Below are 18627 nucleotides of genomic sequence, written 5' to 3' on the forward strand. Positions count from 1 at the left end.
GCAAGGGCGAGACCGCGCTCGGCGTGACCAACCTCGACCGCGACGACGCCATGCTCGGCGTGAGCGCCCCGATCGGCGCTGGCACCATCCTGGCGTCCTACATCCGCCGCAACGACGACATCGGCGGCGGTACGCGCGATGCCGACCAGTGGGCCATCGGCTACACCCACGCGCTGTCCAAGCGCACCAACCTGTACACCTCGTATGCCCGCATCAAGAACGATGCGGCTGCGACCGTGGGCAGCCCGGCTGCAGCAGGCCTGGATCCGTCGATCTTCAACGTCGGCGTGCGTCACCGCTTCTGATCGCCGTCATCAGGCGAAACGGGAATGGTCCTTGCGGCTTGCCGCAAGGACGGCAAGCGCTGCCCCGCCTTTTGGCGGGCAGCGCTTTTTTCATCAGGGGCGGATGATTTCGGATCACTCCCTGCGGCTGCGGTCGGCGAGCTGCTTTTCAAACGCGACATCCAGCTTGCTGACCTTNATCAGGGGCGGATGATTTCGGATCACTCCCTGCGGCTGCGGTCGGCGAGCTGCTTTTCAAACGCGACATCCAGCTTGCTGACCTTCACCTTTTTCTGCGGCCCGGTCTGATTGACCAGCTGCACGAATTCATCCAGCGGCATATCGTCGCTGACCTTTTCCGGCTTGGCGCCCGGTGCGGCGCGCAATAGATAGAACAGTCCCGCGGCATTAATCCCGAGCGAATAGCGATAATCCATATCGCGTGCATTGAGCCGGGTGATGGCGGCGCTGGCTTTGGTTGATCTCATGGCTTACCCTGGTGTGAACGCGCCGTTGCATGCAGGCGCCTGAACTCGTAACCGATGATACTGCAGCCGGAGATTCGCCGATGCTTGAGCATCGGCAATGACCAGACATGCGGATGGAATCTCCTCGCGGCATGCAACTCCAAATGGCGGACGATAAAGCCGGGAAGTGCTCATGCAGACTGCAGCTTGCATTCACTCCCTACAGACAGCAGGCATGCGGCGCAGGTTTCGCAGACCGGCCACTTCGCCGGCAATGCCACCCTGGCGCGCATCGGTACCAGGTCCATCCGGTAGCTGGCGCAACCGACGCCGGCCTGCATTCTCCGATGCCAGGCCGTAAAATGGTTTTTTCACTGGCGAATCCATCCAACAACAACATACGGAGACAGGCATGACGGCATTCAATCTGCATGGCAAGCGAATTCTAGTGACCCAGGCCGATACATTCATGGGACCGGCCCTGTGCGACGTGCTGGCCGAACTCGGCGCCGACGTGCTGGCCGACAAGAGCCTGCTGCAGGACGATGCGGCGGTGGCAGCCATGATGCAGTCCGCCGGCCGCATCGATGCGCTGATCATCAATCTCGCCATTCCCGCCCCCAGCACGCCTGCCGCCCAGGTCGGGGACGAAGAGTGGCGGCAGGCGTTCGCGCAGATGGTCGACCCGCTGCCGCGCCTGGTGCGCGCGGTGCTGCCGCAGATGACCGAACGCAAATCCGGAAAGATCCTGCTGATCGGCAGCGCCTCAGCATTACGCGGCATGAAACGCACATCGACCTACAGCGCCGCGCGCGGCGCCCAGCTCGCCTACATTCAGGCGGTGGGCGTCGAAGCCGCGCCGCATAATGTGCAGGTCAATGCGATTGCCCAGAACTTCGTCGAGAATCCCACCTATTTTCCGCCCGAGGTGCAGGCCAACCCGGCTTTTCAGGAAAGGCTGAAGCGGGAGGTGCCGCTCGGCCGCCTGGTCAGCCAGCGCGAAGATGCGATGTTCGCCGCCTATCTCTGCAGCGACGCCGCCAGCTGCTTCGTCGGCCAGGTATTCCCGGTGTGCGGCGGCTGGGTGGCGCGTTGATAAGCTGTTGGCGATGCGTTGATACAATCGATGCTTTTTTTGAAAGGCGAGCATGACAATCGAAGAGCGCCTGGTGGATATCGAAATCAAGATTGCGCGGCAGGAAGACCTGGCCGACACTTTGAACCGAACGATCTACGAGCAGCAGAAAAAGATCGACGAACTCGAGGCCCTGTGCACGGCGCTGGCCCGCCAACTCCGGGAAATGCGCGACGCCGCCAAGGATGGTGCCCATGCAGCACCGTTCAATGAAAAACCGCCCCATTACTGATAACAGACATGAGCGACAACCATACCGAACTGCTGCGCGCCAAGATCAACGGCGAAACCTCGCGCCTGCCGTGGAAAGAATTGCAGCGTTTCTATGCCGGCGGCTCCGTCATCGTGGTCAATGACACGCTCGACCTGGTCGACGTCGCAGTGCGCATCGCGCAGGACGACAAGAACGCCGTGGCGCAATGGATGAACGACGGCCTGATCGCCAGGGCCAATGATGCCCAGGCCCGTGCCTGGCTGGAAGCCGACCTCAGCCTGTGGGCCGTGGTCGTCAAGCCATGGATACTCGTGCAGTGCGAAAAGATGCGGAACATGCATTGACCGCGCAGTTGGCCGGCATTGCCTCTTCCATCCGTGTGTTCGAGTATCCGAGTGTTGCTGCGAGCGTACAGCGCGATGCAATGCGCGCTGCCGGACGCGGAGCCTGCGCCTACGGCAGGTAGAATGTGCTTGCTACGCAAGCCGTTGTCCTCATCGCACCATGCCCAATAAAGCCAAGCCCAAACCCCAGCCCACTTCGAAATCCGCCGCGCCCGATCGACTGCTGCCCCTTTCCATTGCCGCGGTCGTCATCACGCTTGCCGCCGGATTCGCCGCCGTCTGGTTGTATTGGCAATATGAGCAGAAGCGCAGCTCTGAAACGAGCTACCTGACGCTGCCAGCCATTGCCATCAGCAGGGACGGGCACTCGATCCGTGCCGGCCTGGCAGTCAGGACCACCGGCAACGACGCCGACTGGGCGGCCGGCAACAAGCGGGCGCTGGAGCAGATCATGGCGCGCACTCTCATGGAAGCCGACCCGATGCGCGTGCGCTCGGCCGACGGCATCGCCGAATTGCAGCAGGCATTCCTTCAGGCCGGCAATGAAGCTCTACATACCGACAAGCTGCGTGAAGTGCTCATCACCGACTTGCTGGTGTCCGAAGGCGATCTCTGAATCCGGGCGGCCGGGCCGCCTGCCTGCGTCATCAACAAATCAACAAATCAACAAATCATCGGCCGCTCTCAGTCATGCCATGCGTTGAGGCGGTTGTGGATGGCGGTTGCAGCGATCGCCGCTTGCCCCTGGGCGACCGTGATCTGGTTCAGTCCCGCGACAATATCGCCGGCGGCATACAGGCCGTCGACCGAGGTCTGCTGGTGCCCGTCCACCAGCAATTCACCGTTGTCGGTCTGGCGGGCGCCGAGCAGCTGCGCCAATCCTGAATTGACCATGGTGCCGAGCGCCGCATAGACGATATCGACGGAGTGCCGCTCGCCATTGCGCAGTTCGATGCACATGCCGCCGGCTTCGGCCTGCGACAGGCCATCCACCGGTTCATGCACGACCTGCACCTGCGCGCGTTCCAGCCGCGCACGTTCGTCCGGGTCCGGATCAATAGCCTCGCCCAGCGTGAACAGGCGCACGCTGGAGGCGAAGTGGCTTACGAATGCGGCCTCGCCCAATCCGCCCTTGCCGTGTCCGATGACGCCGACGCTCCTGCCGCTCGCCTCGAAGCCGTCGCAGACCGGGCAATACCGCAGGCATCCATTTGTGACCGCTTGCTTGACGTCGGAGAACGCCGGTTCGACATCGACCACGCCAGTGGCGAGAATCACGCTGCGCGCATGCCAGAGCAAGTCGCCGGCACCCGCAGTGAAGCTGCCATCCTCTTCGCGCCGCAGCCATTCGACGGTGGCCGATTTCACGGGAATATCGTATTCCTCCACCTGCGCGCGCAGACGCGCCAGGATGTCGTTGCCATGGATCCCGCTGCGGTAGCCCGGATAATTATGCGAGGTCGGTATTTGCAGCAGGCGGCTGGTGCCGCCATCCACCACTTCCGTACGTCGGCGAAAGCGGGCAAGGTAGACCGCTGCCGTCAGGCCCGCCGCGCCACCACCAATGATCAGGCAGTCGAGATCTTTCATGATCATCGGCGGTCAGGCTGAGGTCGTTCCGGCGAGCCTTGCGGTCGCGTGAACAAATCATCCTGGGCAGGATCGTCATCTTCGCCCGGATTCACATGATCGATTCTGTCGACATCGATATCCGATCCTGCTTCGATAGCGGAGTCGCGGCCCGCTGCGGCACGTTCGCCGGTGCCCGATGAATCGCTGTCGAGGCCCGTGTCGCCGAGGTCCGGGCCGGCCGTCATGTCGCGGCCGCCAGCGTCGGGATCTTCGTTCGTGCCCTTGTCGAGGCCGATATCCATTTCACCTGCGGAACGCAGGCCGCCCTGTACGTCGCTTCCGGTATCGGAAAGGTCGCTCGGGCCGAGCGCATCCGTGCCATGCCCCTTGGCAAGCTGGCGATCCGGTTCGGGAATGTTGTCGGGGTCGAGGGTACTGGTTGCCATGATTTGCACTCCTTCCATCAATGATCGGCGCGCTTGCATCGCAAGCGTTTCCGACGGCGTTGCAATATCCATGCCGCTGTATGCGCGCCGCTTTTGCACCGCCTGCTCGAAGGAGATGCCGGGGCAAGTCCCGCCGTCATATCGTCAGGGCTGCGGCAGGCGCCAAGGATCACGGAGATTCGCCACGGCCCGGATGGCGTTGTGCGTACTTCTGCCAAGCCTGCTGTAAATTTGACCGCATGATGCAACAACGTACGCAACACGAGACGCACCGGAACATGCGCTGTACTTATTCAAACTTCACCGCCGCCGGAACTTTCCTTTCGCCGTTTTTGTCACTTGGATAACGTGCGCGGGCTGTCTTCCGCATGGTCGCGAGTATCCACGACACACTACGGCGAACTTATCGAACCCGCCCATCCCATTTTCAATTTCCAGGAGTCCATCATGGCTAAACTGCACAAGATCCTGTTCGGATCCGCAATTGTTGCATTGGCAAATCTTGCTACTGCGCAGACCACTACCGGTACCGATACCAGCAGCGCCGCATCGGCAGGTTCGGTGCCGGCGCAGAATGCGACCGGCGCAAGCGGCGCGGGCACCGGCAGCGACGCCGGCATGGTCGGCAATACCGGCACATCGACCTCGATTCCGCCGAAATCCGGCATGTCTTCCAGCGGCTCGTCTGCCACGACATCGGCTACCACGTCTGGCACGGCATCGACCGCAGCGCCGGCCGGCACCGCAAGCAATCCCGCTGCCAGCGCTTCGAACGATCCCTATGTGCAGCGCCGCCAGGCACGCAAGGAAGCCAAGCAGGAATACAAGGAAAGCAAGAAGGCAGCCAAGCAGCAATACAAGGAAGAAAAGAAGGAAGCCAATGCACTGATCAAGAATCCGACCGCCAGCGGTCCGATGCAGCGCAACGTCGACGGCCTGAATACCACATCCGGCCGTTAAATACGAAAACACGCTACACCCCCGGCGGGCGGTCAGTCAAACGCTGCGCCTGCCCGCTCCTCCTTCCTCCTGCAGGCAATTCACCGATGCCCGCCGCCGTTCACGGCGGCGGTGCATTTTCAGCGGTGCGCAGAGTCGCCGTGCATTGACGGCCATTTCCATGCGTGCTTCTTCTATCGGCCACCATAAACGGGCCGGTTCCAAACCTTATCCATCGCACTTGCCGCGGGCGCCCCTGCGCCTGCTTCCATGCCGCAGCGGATGTGTGCGACATGGCATGAAAGAGCAGTTCGACAAAGGGGAGCGGAAACCGCTCTAGCCTGTTTGTCGAGGATACAAGGCTGTTGCAAAGCAGTTGCAAAGCAATCCGGCTGTTGCAATTCGCAACTGACGCTGCCGGACCCCGCGTGTAGAATGGCCCATTTTTTGGGTGCCCAGCATGTGGTTCAAGAACCTGCAAATCTATCGTCTCACTGCTCCATGGACCATGACATCCGAGCAACTTGAAGCCGCGCTGGCCAAGCATGAATTCGCGCCCTGCTCGAGCAGCGAACTGCAGAGCCAGGGCTGGCAATCCCCGCGCGGCAACGGCATGCTGGTCCATACCGTCAACCGGCAGATGCTGCTGCAGCTTGACACCGAAAAGAAGCTGCTGCCGTCGACCGTCGTCAACCAGGTGACCAAGGCACGCGCCGCCGAAATCGAAGAGCAGCAGGGTTTCAAGCCCGGCCGCAAGCAGATGAAGGAATTGAAGGAGCAGGTTGCCGACGAACTGCTGCCGCGCGCTTTCAGCATCCAGCGCAGCACCCGAGTCTGGATCGATCCTGTCAACGGCTGGCTGGCCGTCGACGCAGCCAGCCCGGCCAAGGCCGACGAAGTATTCAAGCTGCTGCTCAAATCGCTGGAGACGCTGCCCTTCGCATCGCTGCGCACCGAGCGCTCGCCGCTGTCGGCCATGACCGACTGGCTGGCGGCCGATGAAGCGCCGGGCGGTTTCACCGTCGACCAGGATACCGAACTGCGCGCCACGAACGAGGGCAAGGCCACCGTGCGTTACGTGCGGCATACGCTCGAAGCCGACGATGTGCGCCGCCATATCGCCGCCGGCAAGCAATGCACGCGGCTGGCCATGACCTGGAGCGACCGCGTCTCCTTCGTGCTCACCGAATCGCTGGCCATCAAGCGCGTCGCGCCGCTGGACGTGCTCAAGGAAAACGACAAGTCGACGCAGAATGACGACGAACGTTTCGATACGGATTTCGCATTGATGACCGGCGAGCTGGCGAAGCTGATCGCCGACCTGGTAGCCGCGCTGGGCGGCGAAGAACAGCAGAAGAAGGCAGCCTGACCTGACGCTGAAAGCAATCCGCTGAAAGCAATCTGAAGTACATCCCGAAGCGCAGGGCGGAAGATTCGCCTTGCGTCGCCATGGATCATCACGATGCCGCATGTACGCCCCTCGTGCGAAAATGCGGGCGAAAAAAAAGACGAACCGAAGTTCGTCTTTTTGAATGCTGGCGGAGTGGACGGGGCTCGAACCCGCGACCCCCGGCGTGACAGGCCGGTATTCTAACCAACTGAACTACCACTCCTAAAAACTCCATGTCCGGCGCTGCCGTTCATGCGATGTGTGTCGCCACATCTGAAGGACCGCAAGTCTACAGCAATTTATATTTCCTGGCTACTCCCAATCGGTAAATTGCAAAAATGCGCAGCAAGCGTCCGATGAAAATGCCGTTGAACAGGCCGTACAGCATGCAGGCAGCGATAACAAACCCGGTATCCTGCGCGGCCTGAGGGGCGACATGCAGAATGACATTCAACGCGTACTTCATCAGGAAGATCGACACCATCAGCATCAGCGGCATCCAGCTGCCTTGCTGGAAGACGGTGCCGCGCTCCGGATAGACGCTGACGCTGTCGAGGCTGAACATCGCCCACGCCAATGCAGTGCCGGCAACCGCTGCGGTTAGCCATGCGGGCCATATCGAGAATGCCGGGAGACCGCCGGCGACAGGTCCGAAGCTTGTCGCGATGCCGTGAATCGACAGGGCCAGCATGGCGAGCGGAATGATGAACAACCGCCGGATGCTGGTTTCGCGGCCGATGCTGGCCAGCATTCCGCGGTATATCAGGAAGGCAAGCACGACCCAGACCCAGATGGGCGTGTTGAACAGAATCTGTTGCAGCATGGATGTCTCCTTGGCCGTTCGGCGAAATGGCGATTCGGCGATTCGGCGATTCTGTGCAGGTTCATATGCCGTTGAAAGCGGCATGCGACGAACTGCGGAAAACACGGCATGAAACGCCGGTTCCGGGACGTGGTCGGATGATCTCCGGGCGAGGCTGCCAGGACTGTCGCCTTGCCTTGCCGGGCCTTACAATGTCCTGCTTCGCATTCTGGAGAATCCGATGACCGACACCGCGCCATTTTTTCCGCCTATCGAGCCTTACCGCCATGGCATGCTGCAGGTGGATGACGTCCATGCGATTTACTGGGAAGAGTCCGGCAATCCGGACGGCTTGCCGGTTCTGTTCCTGCACGGCGGTCCCGGCGGCGGCACATCGCCGCGGCATCGATGCTTTTTCAATCCCGCTCATTACCGCATCGTGCTGTTCGACCAGCGCGGCGCCGGCAAGTCTACCCCGCTGGGGGAGTACCGCAACAACAGCACGCCGCTGCTGATCGAGGACATCGAGCGCCTGCGCTCCATGCTCGGCATCGAGCAATGGCTGGTGTTCGGTGGCTCATGGGGATCGACGCTGGCGCTGGCCTATGGACAGGCGCATCCGGAATCCTGCCTCGGCTTCATCCTGCGCGGCATCTTCCTCTGCACGCCAGCCGAGATCGACTGGTTCATGAATGGTATCGGGTGGTTCTTTCCGGAGGTGCATGCGGAATTCGCCTCCCACGTACCCGAACACGAACGCGGCGACCTGCTGCAGGCCTACCGCAAGCGCCTGTTCTCCGACGACCCCGAGCTCTACCTGCCCGCAGCTCGCAGCTGGAGCCGCTACGAAGGGCGCTGCCTGTTCCTGAGGCCGGACCTGCAGGCAATCGATGATTTCAGTGCCGACCACGTCAGCCTCGGAATAGGGCGGCTGGAAGCGCATTACTTTCTGCATGAAGGCTTCTTCGGCGAGGATCAGCTGATACGCGGGATCGGGCGCATCGAGCATTTGCCGGCGGTGATCGTCCAGGGGCGCTATGACGTCATTTGTCCGCCGAAAAGCGCATACCGCCTGCACCACGCCTGGCCGGGCGCGAAACTGCAGGTGATCGGCGACGCTGGCCACTCGGGCTATGAACCTGGAATCGCCAGTGCGCTGATTGCCGCGACCGAACAATTCCGTCGAAGCCGCAGCTTCGCATGATCCCGAGAATGTGTGGCCGGTCCAAGCGCCGCCAGCCAAATCAGTGCGCGCTGCGCTTTTCGATCGCCGACACGACCGCTTCCATCAGTTGCCTGACATTGGCTTGCACCACGGACTGGCCGACCATGGGCGGAATGAAGAACTGGGGTTCCAGTTCGCCGGAAAAGCGCAGGAGGGTGCCGTCAACCCCGTCCTGACGTGCCGGCTCCAGCTTCCAGTGCACCGCATAGTGGCGCATGTCGCCGGAGATCAATGACACATCGATCGCCGACATCGGCCGCTCCTCGATGCGCACCTGCATGCGGACCACGTAGGACATCAGCATGATGCCGACGCGGCTGACCTGCTCGACAATCGCAACCGGACCGGTGCGCGACAGCACGCGCGACGATTCGAGATCAGGCACGAAGTCGGCGAGGCGCTCGTAATCGCTCATCACGGCCCAGGCCTGGGCCGGGCTTCCCCGTGCAAAGCCGCTGGCCTCGACCTCGAAAAAGCCGTTGCCGCCGCGACTGCCGCGCTGCGCATGCGCGCGTACTCCGGAAGACGGAAAACCAAAATGACCAAACATCTTGCTCTCTCCATGGAAAGGACCGGCAACGTTCAAGGAATGCTGGCGATAAACATGTAACCGCCGGTAATATTGCTATTGGCCTGAATTCGCACCGGATTATTTTCGAACTGCCTGCATCCGCCTTGTCGCGAAGTCCGGCGCAATTAGCGTAAATGATGACTTCTGAATGATTCCCGATGAGCGCCGCTTGTTCCCTTGCATTCCGCCTGATTCCCTACTTTCGACGGACGCCATGAAACTCAAATTCGTATCCATGCTCGCCATCCTTATCTGCGCAGGATGTTCGACCCGCACGACGGATGCTCCACGGGAACGTTCGGCCGGCAGCGCCTCTCGCATCGAGAGAGTGGAGACTTATCCTGATGCCACTTCCACCGAAAACACGGTTGACGGTTACAAGCGCGATCTTGCACAGCGCATCACGGAAGTCAATTCGATCAAGGTGTACACCACGCGGCCGCAGGCGCTGCTGCGCTCAGTGGTCGTGGTGCGTTACTCGGTCGACGGCGGCGGGCGGTTGCTGCGCAGCGAGATCATGCGCTCCAACCGCGATCGCGAGACGGAAGCCACCGCGCTGGCCTCGCTGCGCAATGCCGGGCCTTTTCCGAAGCCGGCGCCGCATTTGCTGCGCCAGGGAAAAGTGGAACTTTCCGAAACATGGCTGTTCAACAATGACGGGCGCTTTCAACTGCGCTCCCTAGCCTTGCCTCAGATGGATCAGTGATCCGGCTTTACGGTTGACTGCTGACAGCCTGGCAGGCTGACGGCCTGACAAATCAACGGCAATACCGCCCTGCACCTTGCTTAATGCTGCGGAGCAGGGCGGTATTGCCGTTACAGATTATTACATCGGTAAAACTCCTTTTAATTCAATCACTTGTAAAAATCGCATGCCTATTTGGGCAATGCACAGCCGATTTGCCTGAACAAGCGAACAAGGCCTGCATCCAAACTGCTGCATCGGTGATGCTTTTCTTTTAATTGAAGGAGTTAGCAATGACCTTAACTACCCAACTTCGGACACTATCGTTTGTCGTGATCGCATCAGTGTCTTCGCTCGCCATAGCCCAATCAACTGGCGCCGGCAGCAGCTCCACTTCGCCTTCTTCCACGGTCCGTTCCCAGAACGCAACTGGCGCGTCCGGCGCCGGCACCGGCAGCGACGCCGGCATGGCAGGCGGCAGCGGCACATCCACCTCGATTCCACCGAACACACCCAGCCCGTCGAGCAGCTCGGGCAGCAGTGGTGCCAGCGGCGCCAGCGGTACCGGTAGCACAGGCTCCAGCGCCACCACTTCGAGCCCGAGCGCGACTACCGGCACCAGCGGTGCTAGCGGCAGCTCCGGCACCGCATCCAGCACCAGCAGCGGCCGCGGCGCGGCAGCCAGCTCCGGCTCCTCCGGCGGCAGCGACAGCAAGGCAGGAAAGAGCGACCAGAAAAAAGCCAGCAAGGCCAAGAAGTCCGATTCTTCGGGCGCGACAGCCGGTTCGGGTTCGACGTCGGCTTCCGGCCAGGGCACATCGCCCTCCAGCAGCAAATAAGCAGCATATAAGCATCAAGCTGCAACGCGAAAAGCGGCCGATTGGCCGCTTTTTTCGTTCCGGGAGCTGAGGGGAAGGGTTCCCACACCTGCCTTGGCGGCAGCGCGAGAGTAAAAGCCGGAACGCGTTCCGGTCAAATCCCAAGCGGGCTAATCGTGTTGGTGCTTGTGCTTCTTTTCCTTCCTGTCGTGTTCCTGATGACGATCTTCATGACCATGACGTCCACCGTGTTTACCAGCATGTCCCTTTTCCTTGCCCCCATATTCGCCCGACTTGACGAAATAGACAGGCTGGGTACAGGCATTGTATTTATGGCAGTGCTTGCCCCAGTTCTTGGCATGCCCTGGCGGAACATGCATGTAGACCGGCGCCACCGGGCGTGCCTGGCGCGTAATGATCACGGGCTGCTGATACACCACCGGAGGTGGCGCATTGCCGATATCGACCCGGCCATAGACCCCGGGACTGATCTGTCCGCTGACGCTGACGCCGACATTGATGTCCGATGCCTGGACAGCACTGCATGCCATCGTCAATGCGATTGCTGCCAACGCGGTAATATTTGAGCGCATGAAAGTTCCTTCTGGCTGAAGTCCGCCGGTAAACACAGACCGGCTGGTTTGTTCCTCATCATAAACGATGTGGTACGGAAATATTGCAGCTGCGTTGCCATATGCCGACGATGTGCCGACGGCAGGGCTTTGTTTGTCAGCAACGGACGAATCTGTTTAAATGACTGCACGTCCTACCTGATCGAATTCATGAATCCATTGCAGTCTCTTTCACTCGCCGGCTCCTATGCCCGCCCCTCCAAGCTTTACCGCTATTCGCAACGCCAGTGGCTTGAACGCTCCCTGACACAAGGTGAATTCCGGCTGTGCCCGCCCGCCAGCACTGCATATGCCATGGCGGGAAGCGACCAGATCATGCCCTTCGGGCCAAAGCCGGCGGCTATGCCCACGGGCTTTCTGACCCTGAGCATGGCCAGTGCCTGGGACGATTTCCTGTTCGATGCATTCGGCGGCGCAGACTGCTGCCTCGTGATTCATGACGTCGAAGCATTCGGCGAAAGGGTGCACCGGGCGGCGCAGCGCGTGCTGCCGAGTTGGGCCGGCATCGACGCCGCCATTTCCTATGGCAAGCCCAGCCCGCTGGGTGCCGTGTTTTCGAAAGCGCGGCAACTGGCGGCGGAAAAGGAATGGCTGTTCGCCTGGCGGCCCACCCAGCGGACGCTGTCGGGCAATCCGGTCGTTATTCGACTGGGAAGCATCGAAGGCATCGCGGAATTGCGCGAACGGAGCAAGGATCCCGCTCCCTGATGCCGCATCAATGCCAGTTTTCATGATGGATGCCGGCGGTTGCAGCTTGCGGCTGCACTGCGGACCGTGCGCGCACCCTGTGCAGCCCGCGCAACCAGAGATAACGTGCCGGTTCTGTATTATGTCGCCGAACGCGTAGAATTTGACCATGCCGGCACCGGCTTCGCAGCCATGCGTTATCATGCCGGCCGCAATTGTCGCAATTGTTTGAATGCCAAAGGAGAATCGCCATGCAGACTTCCAATATCAAGACCGTCCGCAACGATATGAGAACCTTGATCAAGGAGGCGCAGGACCTGTTTCGCGAAGCGACCCAGACGACCGGTGTCAAGGCCGATGAATTGCGTGCCAGAGGCCTTGTATTGCTCGATACCGCCATGGAGCGGGCGCAGGAAGTGCAGGTCATTGCCATGGAAAAAGGCAAGGTCGCCGCACAGACCACGGACGACCTGGTCCGCGAGCATCCATGGCAGGCAGTTGGCGTTGCAGCCGGCGCAGGCTTGCTGATCGGCTTGTTGCTGTCGCGTCGGTAAGCAGGCCCATGGACAATCAATCCGGCAAGGCGAACATTCCCGATCCAGAGCCCGGCCTCGTGGCCGGGATCACCGGTGTCGCGAAGACTGCCCTCGCGCTGTTTCATAACCGTCTCGAACTGGCCGCGCTGGAAGCGGGAGAAGTGCGCGATAACCTGCTGCGCATGGTGCTCATCGGCGCGGCGGGCCTCGTCCTGCTGCTGTTTGCGCTCGGCTTCTGGACCGCGCTGATCGTGGTGCTGGCATGGGATGCAATGGGATGGACCATCCTGCTGCTGATGGCAGCGCTGTACTCCCTGTTCGCGCTGGCCCTGTTCATGCGCGTGCGCTCGCTGCTGGGCGACGGCAAGCTGTCGCTGCAGGCCACCATGGCCGAACTTCGCAAGGACCGCGATGCGCTGCTTTAAACCGCAAGGAGAGATCACCGCATGACACATTCCGAACGCAAGAAGCAGCTGATTGCAGAAGGTGCGCTGCATCGTGCCGACCTCCTGCTGGCGAAAAGCGCGGTGTCCGCGAAGACCAGCCGCGGAGCGCTGGTCGGCAGCGCACTGCAACAGCTTAAAACAAGCGCAAGCGAGATCGCGATGCGCCGCATCGGCAACTTGTCGGCGGCCGACCTGCAAGCGGTAGCGCCCATTGCCCTGCCTCTGCTGACACGTCTGCTGGAAAAGAAAAGCCTGGCGAGAACGGCGCTCGGGACCGCGGTAGCCGCCGGTACCGCCGGCTATCTTTTCTTCCGTTTCAAATCACCGAAAGCGGCAGCGCGGAATCAGGTGCGCGAGACGAGGCGACAGGAGTCCGCTGGCGATTTGAAAGCCTGAAACCCTGAAAGCCTGGAAGACCCGGCTCGTTGTGTGACTGTATCCGTAAGCAATTATCACCATTTGTAACTGGACGAACTCGGCTTGCAACCCCAATGTCCAAAAGGTGTTTTTACCCAAGAGGACATGCAAATGCGCAAGCAAATATTCGTCACAACGCTCGCCGCCGCAGTCGGACTTGGCGGCTGCGCCAGCATGAATGAAGTGCAGCGCGGCACCGCCACCGGTGCCGGCGTCGGTGCCGGCCTGGGCGCCGTGCTGGGCGGCACAGTCGGCCCCGGCGGCGGCCGCAGGGCGGCTACCGGCGCCGTGGTCGGCGGCGCGGCGGGTGCCATCATCGGCAATATCTGGTCCAACCGCATGGAGCAGCAGAAGCGGCAGATGGAACAGGCGACCCAGGGCACAGGCGTGCAGGTGACCCAGACCGCCGACAACCGCCTCAAGCTTGATATCCCGACTGACATCTCGTTCGACACCAATCGCGCCGATATCAAGCCCAACTTCCGCCCCATTCTCGACAAGTTCGCATCCGGCCTCGTCGACAATCCTTACAGCCGCGTCACTATCGTCGGCCATACCGATATCACTGGCGGCGATGCGATCAACAACCCGCTTTCCGTCAATCGCGCCTCAAATACGCGCGACTATCTGGCAGCGCGCGGCGTCGCCATGAATCGCATCAGCGTCGATGGCCGCGGCTCGCGCGAACCGATCGCCCCCAATGACAGCGAAGCCAATCGTGCACGCAACCGCCGCGTCGAGATCTATGTCGCCGAGCCGCAGGCAGCGGCGCAACAGGTGCCTCAGCCGATACAGGCGCGTTAATAAACGGGGGGAACCAGGGGGAAAGACAGCAGCTGAATCTTTTGCCGATACGAGTTCCCGCTGCAATCCGACAGCCAATAAAAAAGCCGACCCGAGGGTCGGCTTTTTTCTGCCGCAGCGGGCAAATTACTTCGAAGCGTCGGCCATGTAGTCCACGGCAGCCTTGACTTCTTCATCCGACGCGGTCGATCCGCCTTTCGGAGGCATCACGCCAGCCTTGCCCTGGAAGCCCTTGATCGCGTGTTCGTACATGGTTGCCGAGCCCTGCTTGATACGCGGTGCCCATGCCTCCTTGTCGCCGACCTTCGGTGCGCCGGCCACGCCGGGACCGTGGCAAGCCACGCAGGCGGTGTCGTAGACTTTCTTGCCATCGACCTTGGCGGCGGCGGCCGGCTGGGCTGCGCTGGCGACAGCCTGGGTCTGCTGGGAAGGCGAAGAGGTAATCGGCTGGGTGGCGGACGCGGTTTGCGCGCCGGCTTCAGTGGCGGCCGGTGCAGCGGCCGCGGCCGGAGCGGCCTTGACTTCGGGTTCCTTCAGCTTGCCGCCCGACTGATTGGCCAGATACACCACTGCGCGTTCGACTTCGATATCGTCGAGGTCAGGATTGCCGCCTTTGGCAGGCATCGCGCGGATACCATTGATGGCGTTCGATACCAGCGTTGCCTGGCCCTGGCTGATACGTTGCGACCAGCCGGCGGCATCGCCGAGCTTCGGTGCGCCTGCGGCACCCGTGGTGTGGCAGGCCGCGCACGCGGCCTTGTAGACTGCTTCACCGGTCTGCAGCACCTTGGGAGCGTTCGCATCCTTGAGGGTGAAGCCGACATCTGCGACCGGCTTCAGGCGTGCTGCGATAGCTTCCGGGGTCTGGCTGTCGGATCCTGCACCCGATGTGCTTTCACTGGCCACATACTGAACCAGCAGCACGATAGCGATGATTGGAATCAGGAAACCGGCGGCGATTGCTGCGATGAGCTGCTTTGGCGTCTTGATCAGAGATTCGTGTTCGTTGTGTGCGTCGCTCATTATTCCCTCAGTGCATTTTTAAAACCGGTGGTCGGGTGCGCAAATCGGGCCAGTGGCTCTCACTTCAAGCAGCGCAACACCTCGCAAAACTCTTGATTATAGTCGGAAAGTTCAGGGTTTGGAACGAAAGAACAGAGGGAATGATGCAAGTGAAACACTGCATATTTACTTGGTTCGCAACCCATTTGAGTCATGTTTCCAGCTTTGGCCAATAGTCTGGTGCGGGAAGGACGCATTGCACATACAGGATAAATCCGATGGTAGAAGAGAGGGCGGCATGCCTGAAACGCGACTTGCGTGCCGCGCGCTGAGGTCGCCGGAGCGGCACAATTGCATTCCCCGGCGCATTCACATGGACGAGCGGCGCGAAAAAAGGTATTCTTCAGCCTCTTTCCAGTTCCACCTACGCGGCTGTAGCTCAGTGGATAGAGTATTGGCCTCCGAAGCCAAGGGTCGCTGGTTCGATCCCAGCCAGCCGCGCCACAGTTTCCCTTCCTTACCTTTCCCGTCAATCCGGCGTTCGCTTCGCTATTTGGCTGGTTTGCGTCAATGCGCGCCGCCTGCCGGCTGTAGCGCCGGGTCGATGATCCAGTCCGCATCCTTGCCCATGCCGCCTTTTGGCAGATGTTCGCCGAAAGTGAATGCCTTTGGCCGCTCCGCCGTAGTCAATTGCTGCGCTACCCAGGTGTGCAGGCGAAGCTGCAGGTCTGCCTGGTCGATGCCCGATGCCTTGGGAACGATGAAAGCCTTGAGACGCGAGCCTTCTTCCGGCCGCATCAGGCGGACAGCCGCATCGGCGACATCCTCGTGCTGCAGCAGCACCTCTCGTATGCGCGCCGGGAAAACATTGATGCCGCCTACCTGCACCGCATTGTCCAGCCTGCCGGCGGGAGTGAATTCTCTCGGCGCCGCCCATTGCAGCAGGTCCTGGCAGGAATAGGCCGTTTCCTGACCGTCAGGCAGCATGCGGATCAACTGGTGCTCCTGCTGTTCCGAGCGTTTCCAGTGCCCGAACAGCCTATAAGGAGACGTTGCGCTGTCGCGCCAGGCGATGCCGGCAGTCTCCGAGCTGCCGTAAACCTGTATCAGCCTGCGCATTCCTGCCTGTTCAAGCGTCCGGATGACTTCAGCCGGACACGGCGCGGTGGAGGTCACGCCGATAACGCCGGCCGGAACCTGACCCATCAGTCTTGCCGCGGCGCGCCAGAATTCCGGGTGGCCGATAACGAGGTCGCCGTCCTGGAGTTCGCGGGCGAGACGGGCCGGCGAGCTTCCGCGCAGATCGATGACCTGGCTGGCGTCGATACCCAACGCGTGCGGCAGCAATATCGTGAAGAGAAAACCGTAAATGTGATGGCTTGGTACGGCCGACAAGATGCGCCGGCGATCTCTGAACAGGGCGGCCAGTTCGTCGATTTCCTGTGCAAGCAGCGGCAGCGGGTGGCGGCAGGGCTTCGGCTGGCCGGTGCTGCCCGAGGTCCTGAACGTCAGCGTTGCTGAAAAATGTTGCAGGCTCGCCTGGGCGATGCGGACCCAGTCTCCAATGTTCGCCCGGGCGAGAAGATAGTCTTCGAACCCTGATTCCTGCATATGCAGCGACTCGGCCAACGCGGTGGCGATGGCCAGCAGCTCAAGCGAGTCGGCGCCGAGGTCGTCGACCAGGTGCATGCCGGCTTCCCATGGAAAGCCGGGCAATGCGGCGCCTCCCGGACGCAACGCTGCCAGTTCCGACGCGACCAGATTGCAGATGAAGCGCTGCAACGCCTGTTCATCCTTCCACCAGGTGCCGACGTTCACCGATGCTTCGCCCAAGCCTGCATGCATGGTCAGATCCGTTTCACGAAAATCCAGAAATTGCCTCCACTGAGGGCTTTCTTCATATGTACTTTCACCTTGGTGGGCTTCATCTGGTAGTCGAACACATATTCGAACATGGTATTGAGGTTGTCTTCCCTGACGCCTTGCTCGAATACGCCCTTGAATGCCGGTGTCGCGGTGCAGGGAGCGATTTCACGGAAAAAATTCTTGCCAATTACCGCTGCCGGATTGCGTCCGGTAATAGCGCCTTCCGCAGCATTGTATTTCAGGACGATGCCGTTCTTGTCCAGTTCGATAGCGCCGAAGGCAAGTTTGTCTATGTCGCCCGCAGCCATCTTTTTCATGACATTGTCGATATCAGTTTTGCCGAAAGAGATGAGTTCCAAGTCGCTCATGATGATTTATCCTTAATTGGTGATGTTAGTTAGTCGATCTGCACGCTTGATGCCGGGCAGTGGCAAATGTTTCCGTAAGAAAACATGACCCATCATCACACCGCTATTTCCACTTGTCAACATTTTGTCTTGGACAAAATGGATTTGTTGATTTATCTCAATAAGGCAGATGCTTGGAGTTGGCTGTGCATGAGGCCATAGCAGCTGCGGGGATCCGTCTTTGAGGGTGCACAATTCAAGCCTCGTCTGTCGAGCGTTGGACGTGCCCGATTACAAAGATTAAAAACCGATTAAGCGCTTAAAAATCGTGCGCAAGTCATTGTTTTGAAATCAGTTTTTCAATAACCAGCTCGCTCGGGAAACGTTCTTGACTCGCTCCACATACGGGCTTGCCTCGCTTGGCATACGTGCCCCGCTCGCACCAGCTACGTGTCTGCTCGCTCCGTCTACGCTAGGCATCCACGCTCGATCGACGTGTATTTGCTCCTGCTGCACGGCTTTTTTATCCGGCTACACCAATGCAGAGCGTCTCCAGGTGTCCATTCCACGGTCGAAAGACGATATCGGATGTGTTCCTGGCTCGCGCCGCCAGCCTCGGGTGGAGTTTTCGGCACGCCTCGCCCACGCTCGATCGACGTGCCTCGTTCGTTCAAGCCGCCCCGGCCACGCTCGAAAGACGTGCCACCCGGCCCAATACACCGCAATGCGCTGCGCCACGCTCGACCAACGTCACTTCCACAGCCGTAAGCAGGGACTTACTGTGCCCGCACACGTCGTTCGAGCGTGGCTTGCCTTCGCTTTGGCATGCCGGCACCGCCTCGCATGCCTCGCTCCGACAACGACACTGCGCCGACCGCTGCTCCGCAGCCGCCGACCCACGCTCGAACAACGATAAAACCGCCACTTGTCCACAGAATCAGTTCCCCAACCCACGCTCGACAAACGTGTTTCAACGCTGCAACGACGAGCCGCCACGC

General features: G+C 60.7%; 25 protein-coding genes and 2 tRNA genes. 15 read left to right on the forward strand and 12 right to left on the reverse strand.

From position 1 onward, the window contains the following. The coding region (locus tag RY831_RS31220; RefSeq protein ID WP_326509149.1) for a porin at positions 1-305 on the forward strand (305 nt) is incomplete at its 5' end. A gap of 200 nt (positions 306-505) precedes the next feature. On the opposite strand, the gene RY831_RS31225 is transcribed toward RY831_RS31220, so the two are convergent. Together RY831_RS31225 and RY831_RS31230 are read right to left on the reverse strand one after the other, a co-directional pair. Continuing rightward, complete coding sequence (locus RY831_RS31225) at positions 506-772, reverse strand: hypothetical protein (RefSeq protein WP_326510212.1); 267 nt, start codon at positions 770-772, stop codon at positions 506-508. A gap of 192 nt (positions 773-964) precedes the next feature. After that, complete coding sequence (locus RY831_RS31230; protein WP_326510213.1) at positions 965-1126, reverse strand: hypothetical protein; 162 nt, start codon at positions 1124-1126, stop codon at positions 965-967. Positions 1127-1163: 37 nt separating this feature from the next. Between RY831_RS31230 and RY831_RS31235 the strand changes: the two genes are divergently transcribed. From RY831_RS31235 to RY831_RS31250, 4 genes are all read left to right on the forward strand, one after another. Continuing rightward, positions 1164-1847, forward strand: a complete 684-nt coding sequence (locus RY831_RS31235; protein WP_326510214.1) for an SDR family oxidoreductase — start codon at positions 1164-1166, stop codon at positions 1845-1847. Between the two features lie 52 nt (positions 1848-1899). Further along, the gene (locus RY831_RS31240) at positions 1900-2118 is read left to right on the forward strand and encodes a SlyX family protein (RefSeq protein ID WP_326510215.1); all 219 of its coding nucleotides are present in this window, start codon (positions 1900-1902) and stop codon (positions 2116-2118) included. 8 nt (positions 2119-2126) lie between these two features. Further along, the gene (locus RY831_RS31245) at positions 2127-2444 is read left to right on the forward strand and encodes a DUF2288 domain-containing protein (RefSeq protein ID WP_326510216.1); all 318 of its coding nucleotides are present in this window, start codon (positions 2127-2129) and stop codon (positions 2442-2444) included. A 160-nt stretch (positions 2445-2604) separates the two neighbouring features. Further along, positions 2605-3060, forward strand: a complete 456-nt coding sequence (locus RY831_RS31250) for a hypothetical protein (RefSeq protein WP_326510217.1) — start codon at positions 2605-2607, stop codon at positions 3058-3060. 68 nt (positions 3061-3128) lie between these two features. On the opposite strand, the gene RY831_RS31255 is transcribed toward RY831_RS31250, so the two are convergent. Then, complete coding sequence (locus RY831_RS31255; protein WP_326510218.1) at positions 3129-4034, reverse strand: NAD(P)/FAD-dependent oxidoreductase; 906 nt, start codon at positions 4032-4034, stop codon at positions 3129-3131. Between the two features lie 2 nt (positions 4035-4036). Then, positions 4037-4462, reverse strand: coding sequence for a hypothetical protein (locus RY831_RS31260; protein WP_326510219.1), 426 nt, complete (start codon positions 4460-4462; stop codon positions 4037-4039). Between the two features lie 447 nt (positions 4463-4909). Between RY831_RS31260 and RY831_RS31265 the strand changes: the two genes are divergently transcribed. Together RY831_RS31265 and RY831_RS31270 are read left to right on the forward strand one after the other, a co-directional pair. Further along, entirely contained in the window at positions 4910-5422 is a 513-nt protein-coding gene (locus RY831_RS31265) for a hypothetical protein (protein ID WP_326510220.1), read from the forward strand. Positions 5423-5861: 439 nt separating this feature from the next. Further along, positions 5862-6770 (forward strand): recombination-associated protein RdgC, encoded by a 909-nt coding sequence (locus RY831_RS31270; protein ID WP_326510221.1) that lies wholly within the window; start codon positions 5862-5864, stop codon positions 6768-6770. A gap of 167 nt (positions 6771-6937) precedes the next feature. Here the strand turns inward: RY831_RS31270 and RY831_RS31275 are convergent. Further along, positions 6938-7014: transfer RNA gene (locus RY831_RS31275), tRNA-Asp, on the reverse strand. A gap of 66 nt (positions 7015-7080) precedes the next feature. Further along, positions 7081-7614: a DUF6622 family protein gene (locus tag RY831_RS31280; RefSeq protein WP_326510222.1), complete on the reverse strand. Its 534-nt coding sequence runs from the start codon at positions 7612-7614 to the stop codon at positions 7081-7083. 220 nt (positions 7615-7834) lie between these two features. Here RY831_RS31280 and pip point away from each other — a divergent pair, with 220 nt between their 5' ends. Further along, positions 7835-8797: a prolyl aminopeptidase gene (pip, locus tag RY831_RS31285; protein ID WP_326510223.1), complete on the forward strand. Its 963-nt coding sequence runs from the start codon at positions 7835-7837 to the stop codon at positions 8795-8797. A gap of 40 nt (positions 8798-8837) precedes the next feature. Here the strand turns inward: pip and RY831_RS31290 are convergent, their stop codons facing one another. After that, complete coding sequence (locus RY831_RS31290; protein WP_326510224.1) at positions 8838-9368, reverse strand: SRPBCC family protein; 531 nt, start codon at positions 9366-9368, stop codon at positions 8838-8840. Between the two features lie 235 nt (positions 9369-9603). On the opposite strand from RY831_RS31290, the gene RY831_RS31295 reads away from it, so the two are divergent. Then, positions 9604-10095, forward strand: a complete 492-nt coding sequence (locus RY831_RS31295) for a TonB family protein (RefSeq protein WP_326510225.1) — start codon at positions 9604-9606, stop codon at positions 10093-10095. Between the two features lie 253 nt (positions 10096-10348). Here RY831_RS31295 and RY831_RS31300 read toward each other — a convergent pair whose 3' ends face one another. Then, the gene (locus RY831_RS31300; protein ID WP_326510226.1) at positions 10349-10909 is read right to left on the reverse strand and encodes a hypothetical protein; all 561 of its coding nucleotides are present in this window, start codon (positions 10907-10909) and stop codon (positions 10349-10351) included. A gap of 153 nt (positions 10910-11062) precedes the next feature. Continuing rightward, positions 11063-11485, reverse strand: coding sequence for a hypothetical protein (locus RY831_RS31305; RefSeq protein ID WP_326510227.1), 423 nt, complete (start codon positions 11483-11485; stop codon positions 11063-11065). A 189-nt stretch (positions 11486-11674) separates the two neighbouring features. On the opposite strand from RY831_RS31305, the gene RY831_RS31310 reads away from it, so the two are divergent. The 5 genes from RY831_RS31310 (at position 11675) to RY831_RS31330 (ending at position 14414) form a co-directional block, all read left to right on the forward strand. Further along, positions 11675-12232, forward strand: coding sequence for a hypothetical protein (locus RY831_RS31310; RefSeq protein ID WP_326510228.1), 558 nt, complete (start codon positions 11675-11677; stop codon positions 12230-12232). 230 nt (positions 12233-12462) lie between these two features. Further along, positions 12463-12765, forward strand: coding sequence for an ElaB/YgaM/YqjD family protein (locus tag RY831_RS31315; RefSeq protein ID WP_326510229.1), 303 nt, complete (start codon positions 12463-12465; stop codon positions 12763-12765). 8 nt (positions 12766-12773) lie between these two features. After that, positions 12774-13172 carry a phage holin family protein gene (locus RY831_RS31320; protein ID WP_326510230.1) on the forward strand — a complete coding sequence of 133 codons (399 nt, stop codon included), beginning with the start codon at positions 12774-12776 and terminating at the stop codon, positions 13170-13172. Between the two features lie 21 nt (positions 13173-13193). Next, on the forward strand, positions 13194-13589 hold the full coding sequence (locus tag RY831_RS31325) for a hypothetical protein (RefSeq protein WP_326510231.1): 396 nt from the start codon (positions 13194-13196) through the stop codon (positions 13587-13589). Positions 13590-13721: 132 nt separating this feature from the next. Next, positions 13722-14414 carry a YiaD family glycine zipper/OmpA-like lipoprotein gene (locus RY831_RS31330; RefSeq protein ID WP_437126346.1) on the forward strand — a complete coding sequence of 231 codons (693 nt, stop codon included), beginning with the start codon at positions 13722-13724 and terminating at the stop codon, positions 14412-14414. Between the two features lie 126 nt (positions 14415-14540). On the opposite strand, the gene RY831_RS31335 is transcribed toward RY831_RS31330, so the two are convergent. Further along, positions 14541-15437: a c-type cytochrome gene (locus RY831_RS31335; RefSeq protein WP_326510233.1), complete on the reverse strand. Its 897-nt coding sequence runs from the start codon at positions 15435-15437 to the stop codon at positions 14541-14543. Between the two features lie 407 nt (positions 15438-15844). Between RY831_RS31335 and RY831_RS31340 the strand changes: the two genes are divergently transcribed. Next, positions 15845-15920, forward strand: a tRNA-Arg gene (locus RY831_RS31340). 63 nt (positions 15921-15983) lie between these two features. Here the strand turns inward: RY831_RS31340 and pcl are convergent. Both pcl and pyp read right to left on the reverse strand, forming a co-directional pair. Next, a complete protein-coding gene (pcl, locus tag RY831_RS31345) occupies positions 15984-17261 on the reverse strand; it encodes a 4-coumarate--CoA ligase (protein WP_326510234.1) in 1278 nt (425 codons plus the stop codon). Positions 17262-17263: 2 nt separating this feature from the next. Beyond that, complete coding sequence (pyp, locus tag RY831_RS31350; RefSeq protein WP_326510235.1) at positions 17264-17650, reverse strand: photoactive yellow protein; 387 nt, start codon at positions 17648-17650, stop codon at positions 17264-17266. Positions 17651-18627: the final 977 nt, after the last annotated feature.

Origin of the sequence: Noviherbaspirillum album, from assembly GCF_035916955.1 — a bacterium.
GTDB lineage: Bacteria > Pseudomonadota > Gammaproteobacteria > Burkholderiales > Burkholderiaceae_D > Noviherbaspirillum > Noviherbaspirillum album.

What these genes read in the sequence shown, in the direction of transcription:
- RY831_RS31225 (WP_326510212.1), bottom strand. Translation starts at nt 772, where the DNA reads ATGAGATCAACCAAAGCCAGCGCCGCCATCACCCGGCTCAATGCACGC.
- RY831_RS31235 (WP_326510214.1), top strand. Translation starts at nt 1,164, where the DNA reads ATGACGGCATTCAATCTGCATGGCAAGCGAATTCTAGTGACCCAGGCC.
- RY831_RS31240 (WP_326510215.1), top strand. Translation starts at nt 1,900, where the DNA reads ATGACAATCGAAGAGCGCCTGGTGGATATCGAAATCAAGATTGCGCGG.
- RY831_RS31245 (WP_326510216.1), top strand. Translation starts at nt 2,127, where the DNA reads ATGAGCGACAACCATACCGAACTGCTGCGCGCCAAGATCAACGGCGAA.
- RY831_RS31250 (WP_326510217.1), top strand. Translation starts at nt 2,605, where the DNA reads ATGCCCAATAAAGCCAAGCCCAAACCCCAGCCCACTTCGAAATCCGCC.
- RY831_RS31255 (WP_326510218.1), bottom strand. Translation starts at nt 4,034, where the DNA reads ATGAAAGATCTCGACTGCCTGATCATTGGTGGTGGCGCGGCGGGCCTG.
- RY831_RS31260 (WP_326510219.1), bottom strand. Translation starts at nt 4,462, where the DNA reads ATGGCAACCAGTACCCTCGACCCCGACAACATTCCCGAACCGGATCGC.
- RY831_RS31265 (WP_326510220.1), top strand. Translation starts at nt 4,910, where the DNA reads ATGGCTAAACTGCACAAGATCCTGTTCGGATCCGCAATTGTTGCATTG.
- RY831_RS31270 (WP_326510221.1), top strand. Translation starts at nt 5,862, where the DNA reads ATGTGGTTCAAGAACCTGCAAATCTATCGTCTCACTGCTCCATGGACC.
- RY831_RS31280 (WP_326510222.1), bottom strand. Translation starts at nt 7,614, where the DNA reads ATGCTGCAACAGATTCTGTTCAACACGCCCATCTGGGTCTGGGTCGTG.
- pip (WP_326510223.1), top strand. Translation starts at nt 7,835, where the DNA reads ATGACCGACACCGCGCCATTTTTTCCGCCTATCGAGCCTTACCGCCAT.
- RY831_RS31290 (WP_326510224.1), bottom strand. Translation starts at nt 9,368, where the DNA reads ATGTTTGGTCATTTTGGTTTTCCGTCTTCCGGAGTACGCGCGCATGCG.
- RY831_RS31295 (WP_326510225.1), top strand. Translation starts at nt 9,604, where the DNA reads ATGAAACTCAAATTCGTATCCATGCTCGCCATCCTTATCTGCGCAGGA.
- RY831_RS31305 (WP_326510227.1), bottom strand. Translation starts at nt 11,485, where the DNA reads ATGCGCTCAAATATTACCGCGTTGGCAGCAATCGCATTGACGATGGCA.
- RY831_RS31310 (WP_326510228.1), top strand. Translation starts at nt 11,675, where the DNA reads ATGAATCCATTGCAGTCTCTTTCACTCGCCGGCTCCTATGCCCGCCCC.
- RY831_RS31315 (WP_326510229.1), top strand. Translation starts at nt 12,463, where the DNA reads ATGCAGACTTCCAATATCAAGACCGTCCGCAACGATATGAGAACCTTG.
- RY831_RS31320 (WP_326510230.1), top strand. Translation starts at nt 12,774, where the DNA reads ATGGACAATCAATCCGGCAAGGCGAACATTCCCGATCCAGAGCCCGGC.
- RY831_RS31325 (WP_326510231.1), top strand. Translation starts at nt 13,194, where the DNA reads ATGACACATTCCGAACGCAAGAAGCAGCTGATTGCAGAAGGTGCGCTG.
- RY831_RS31330 (WP_437126346.1), top strand. Translation starts at nt 13,722, where the DNA reads ATGCGCAAGCAAATATTCGTCACAACGCTCGCCGCCGCAGTCGGACTT.
- RY831_RS31335 (WP_326510233.1), bottom strand. Translation starts at nt 15,437, where the DNA reads ATGAGCGACGCACACAACGAACACGAATCTCTGATCAAGACGCCAAAG.
- pcl (WP_326510234.1), bottom strand. Translation starts at nt 17,261, where the DNA reads ATGCATGCAGGCTTGGGCGAAGCATCGGTGAACGTCGGCACCTGGTGG.
- pyp (WP_326510235.1), bottom strand. Translation starts at nt 17,650, where the DNA reads ATGAGCGACTTGGAACTCATCTCTTTCGGCAAAACTGATATCGACAAT.